At 36.7% G+C, this 3,240-nt stretch carries 2 protein-coding genes; both read left to right on the top strand.

The window, feature by feature from the left end:
- Positions 1-761 precede the first annotated feature (761 nt).
- Entirely contained in the window at positions 762-1,922 is a 1,161-nt protein-coding gene (locus tag FN961_RS25980) for a KAP family P-loop NTPase fold protein (RefSeq protein WP_221936154.1), read from the top strand.
- A complete protein-coding gene (locus tag FN961_RS25975; protein ID WP_221936153.1) occupies positions 1,900-2,889 on the top strand; it encodes a hypothetical protein in 990 nt (329 codons plus the stop codon). Before FN961_RS25980 ends, FN961_RS25975 begins: the two co-directional genes overlap by 23 nt.
- Positions 2,890-3,240: the final 351 nt, after the last annotated feature.

The raw sequence follows: 3,240 nt of genomic DNA, 5'->3' as shown, positions 1-3,240 counted from the left end.
ATTGTAATGATGCAGATACAGACCTTGTGTCTGGCACGAAAGTGAGCCCACTTCCAGCTGGTCTCCCGTTGCAAGAAAGTTTGAAGAACTTTGTTGATGGAGAAACGCAAATGATGACTTCGATTGAAGTTAGTGCCTCTCCTTGCTTTGCTCAACGATAATCCATCGATTGGAAAATCACAGAGCAGAAAGTATCAAAGCTTCAAGTCAGTACAGCAAAGGTAACCCTGTGGTTACCGGGTAACATAGTACGCCTTAGTGGAGGCTTGAGCCGTATGCAGTGAAAGTTGCACGTACGGTTCTTAGGAGAGCGGCACTTGGTAACAAGTGCCGCTTATCCGACCATTGTTTGTTAGCTAGAGAAATTTGGCCACCAGAGAAAAGCTAATAAAGCCTTATATTTTCTAATCTTTGGGCACTCAGATCTGACATAAAAGTACTGGATAGATACTCTGTTATAATGGCTCACCGATAACCCGTGAGAAAAGCGAACTAAAACTGGCATTTCCAGCTCGATAAACCTTTTCAGACCTCATAAGTCTTTGAATTAAAGTGGTTTGACAAAATGTTGTAGAGGCATCTACATCGAGGTTTTCAACTTTGCGGACGATTTTTAACTTTTGTTGAATTAATGGCAATTTTACCGCTTTGTTTCAATGTATTAGAATGGCATAGTTGCTGTAAGTTAAATGTTGGAAAGCAGTTATTTAAGTTGCTATTCAATAAGTTGTTAGCAATCTTCATCAACAATGGATTTACGAATGAGAAAATATCACAACGACCAACCTATTCAGGGCGGAATCAATGACCCTGATCTGTTAAATAGGTTAGATTTTGCAAACCATTTAGCGAATATTCTTCTATTGGATCATGATGATGATTGCTTAACTGTCTCATTGGAAGGAGAGTGGGGATATGGAAAAACATCTGTTATAAATCTTATAAAAGGTGCTTTAAATGAAAAAGAAACAGCCCCGATTATAATCGAATACAATCCTTGGCTTGCAGGAAAACCAGAGTCTTTAATCCAAGACTTTTTACTTCAATTTTCATCACAACTTAACATAACAAACAATTCGGAAGTGGCACTAAAAGCTGCGGAAGAACTTGTCGCATATTCAAGCTTATTTGGTGTCGCCAAACTAGTACCCGGTGCAGAGCCTTGGGCGTCTATTGTTGAAAAAGTATTTTCTAGATTTGGTAGTTCAACTAATAAAATTGCCAAGCTTAAAAAATTGGATCTTTTAGGTAAAAAAAAGGAAGTCGTTTCTGCAATTAAAAAAATTAAGATACCAATAGTTGTCGTAATCGATGATATTGATAGGCTGACACCTTCTGAAACGTTCCAAGTTTTAAGACTTGTGAAAGCTGTAGCAGACTTCTCTGGCACATCCTTCTTATTAGCTTTTGATTCTAATTACCTCACTTCTGTACTAGAAAAGAATGACATAGTTAATGCTCCTGAATATATAAATAAGGTAATACAGCTCAGAGTTCCTCTGCCTGTAATTTCTGATCGAGGTATGAATGAATTAGCTAATGTAGAATTGGATAGCTTGAGTGATAAAAATCTAACAGATAACTTTGAAAGTGATCAAGATAGGTTTAGTTGGATCTATCATAATTATTTTAAGCATCTCATAAAAAACCCTAGAGAATTAAAGAGGTTTTTTAATCACTTGAGATTTGTCCTTGAACAGGTAGAAGGGCAAGTCTGCTTTTCGGATCTTTTTTCTTTATCAATAGTTGCCATTAAAGCGAATTTAATATACGACCATATTAAGAAAACACCTGAAGCATACATTGGTAAAAGATTTTCAAACGATGGTCTTATGATGGATAAGCCTGAAGATATCGTAAACCTTTTTGAAGGTGAGCGAAGTAATAACATGGAAAAATTTGGAGAGAGAGAGAGAGCGTAAACTCATATCTGGCCTATTAGGCGATATATTTCCATTGTTAGATTCTGGAGGATATTCACATTATGGAGTTAGTGACACGGACTCTGCAGGTAGAGTTTCCGCCCCCCAACGACTCCATGTGGCTTTTCACTATAAAACTCCAACTGGTTACCTTTCAGATCGGGAGATCTTAGACTTTATTTCAGGGAATGTTGACCGAACGACATTCCTTAGTTATGTGCTTGAAGAAGAAGCTGATGAACGGTTCTTTGAAATGATGACAAATTATTCAGCAAAATGTAAAGAAGATAGCTTCGATGTTCTTTCAAGTATATATGATGCATTTCTATACTCTACAAAGCTGGTATCTTCTTTGGAAAATAATTATGGCTTTATGACGATAGACCCGTACAGACAGATGATTTGGCTGACGAATAAAATAATATCAGAAAGTGAAAATAAATATGAGTTGATTAAAGGGCTAATGGGAAGAAGGGAAAGCACTCCATTAGCGGCCGATGTTCTATACAAAATTCGTGAACAAATTCATGATGATAAACATCGTGGGCTATGGGTTTCTGAAGAACAGTTGAAGGAGCTTGAATTAGATTTTCAAATAATCGCAATCGGCGCTTTAACCAAAAGAGAGTTTATGCCTAACCACCTTGAGTCACATATTTTTTATGAGTTAGAAAGATCGTCAAAAGAAAAGGCAACTGGACTTATGGCTGAAATTCTTAGTAGTTCTGGTGGAGCTATTAGAACAGCAGAAATAATTGGAAAATCTGGTAGTGATTCAACTAATGGGCCTTTTGTTCAAATTGATGAAAAAACATTTGCAGATGTAATAAATCTTGAAAGCTTAAGAGAAAAAGTGAAAGAGATTGATATTCAGTCTCAAGCTGTTCACATTCAAGCTGCTTTAAAAAGTATATTGGATGGCAAGAAGTATTACTTGAGAGACGGAAAAATTGGTGGAAGATGGTAGCTACTATTGCTAATAGATAAAGGGGTCGGAGCGAATTAGATCTCTTGAATAAACTAAGATACTTTATCTAATCTGAATTGCCCGAATTAGAGCAAATAATCTAACACATTTTTGTCCAAAAATGAGTTACAGCCCAAAACCTCAATCGTGTGATCACCAAGGGACTTTGTCGTACATTAACTACCAAGCGACTTTGTCGTTTTTAATAATTACCAAGGGAAATTGACGGTTCTAACTTTTAGTAGTTCTCTGATTGCCACTGTGAGCTTTTAGAGGTTACTAAGGATGATCATTATGGATTCTCAATCCCAACTTACTGTTGATGTGATTGCTAAGGTTACTCAAGGCAAA

This window comes from Shewanella hanedai (genome assembly GCF_007197645.1).
Taxonomy (GTDB): Bacteria; Pseudomonadota; Gammaproteobacteria; order Enterobacterales; family Shewanellaceae; genus Shewanella; species Shewanella hanedai.
This window is presented reverse-complemented; position numbering and strand designations above follow the sequence as displayed.